We start from the raw sequence: 1,818 nt of genomic DNA, 5'->3' as shown, positions 1-1,818 counted from the left end.
ATACAAAATCGAAACGAAAGTACCAAAAAATGCAACAGCATTAAAAATAACAGACGAATTAGAAAAAGTATTAGAATTCAGCGGAGAAGTAAAAGTAACGGTAGACAACCAAGAGGTTGGAGCGACGGTAACAAAAGACAATCAACTGTTGACAGTAGAACTACCAGAAGAAGTAGTAAAACAAAAGTCAGAAAAAGAAGTAAAAGTAGAATTCAAAGCTAAGATTAAAAAAGGTGCGGATTTAAGTTCGTATGTAGACAAAGAAGACGGAAGAACAAAAGTACCAAACAAAGCGAAGTATCAAATAAACAACAATCCGAAAATAGAAAAAGAAACGCCACCAGTAACGGTGACACCACCACCGACAACACCAGACATAACTAAGAAGGTAAATGAAAAAGAACACGTAGACTTAAACAAAGTAGACGAAGAGTTCACATACAAAATAGAAACAAAAGTACCGGAAAACGCAACAGACTTTGAAATAACAGATACAATAAAAGACGTATTAGAATTTAGAGGAGAAGTTAAGGCGACAGTAGATGGTGAGAAGATAGAAGAAGTAAAAACAGAAGGAAAAAAACTAACAGTAAAACTAACAAGAGAACAAGTAAAACAAAAAGCAGGTAAAGCGGTAGTAGTAGAATTCAAAGCAAAACTGAAAGATGGAGTAACACAAGACGAGTTAAAACCATACATATCAGAAAAAACAAAAACAGTACAAGTACCGAATACAGCAGAGTATAGAATAAACCTAAGCGATGATCCTAAGTTGAAAAAAGAAACGCCACCGGTAACAGTAACACCACCACCAAGTACACCGGACATAACAAAGAAAGTAAATAATCAAGAAAACGTTGACTTAGGAGAACAAAACGAAGAAGTAACATATACAATAGAAACAAAAGTACCGGAAAACGCAACAGCATTTGTAATAACAGATAACTTAGACCCAGTACTAAAATTTGAAGGAAAAGCAAAAGCAACAGTAGATGGAGAAGAGCTAAGCGAAAGTCAAATAACAATAAAAGACCAACTACTAACAGTAAGCCTAACAGAAGAACAAGCGGCAAAAGCAGGAAAAGAAGTACGAGTAGAGTTCAAGGCAAAAATCAAAGACGGAGCGAATTTATCGAAATACATAGAAGAAGGAACAATAAAAGTACCGAACAAAGCGAAGTATCAAATAAACAACAAACCAGAATTTGAAAAAGACTCAAACAAAGTACACATAACGCCACCGCCAACAAACACAACAATAGAGAAAAAAGTAGAAGGCAAATATCACCAAGACTTAGAAGAAGAGACAAAAGGATTCACATACACAATAGAAACAAAAGTCCCAGCGAATGCGACAAGTTTTGAAGTAACGGACACACTAGAAGAAGTATTAACATTTGATGGAGAAATAAAAGCAACATTAGATGGAAAAGAAATAAAAGCTGAACAAATAACAAAAGACGAAGCAGCAGGGAAAGTAAAAGTAAAACTAACGCAAGAAGAAGCGATAGGAAGCGCAGGAAAGAAAGTATATGTAGAATTCAAGGCAAAAATCAAAGACGGAGCGAATTTATCAAAATACATAGAAGAAGGAACAATAAAAGTACCAAACAAAGCGAAGTATAAAGTAAATAACAATCCAGAAAAAGACTCAAACACAGTAACGGTGACACCGCCGCCAACAAACCCAGAAATTAAGAAGACGGTAAATGACAAAGAGCACGACCAACTAGGAAATGTAGAAGACGAGTTCACATACAAAATCGAAACGAAAGTACCAAAAAATGCAACAGCATTAAAAATAACAGACGAATTAGA

Annotated in this window: 1 protein-coding gene; it reads left to right on the top strand. The window is 35.1% G+C overall.

The annotated features are described in order from the left end of the window. The coding region (locus H612_RS09150; RefSeq protein WP_035500337.1) for an isopeptide-forming domain-containing fimbrial protein at positions 1–1,818 on the top strand (1,818 nt) is incomplete at both ends.

This window comes from Gemella cuniculi DSM 15828 (assembly GCF_000425665.1).
Lineage (GTDB): Bacteria > Bacillota > Bacilli > Staphylococcales > Gemellaceae > Gemella > Gemella cuniculi.
The sequence above is the reverse complement of the archived record's forward strand: the minus strand, read 5'-3'. Positions and strand labels throughout refer to the sequence as shown.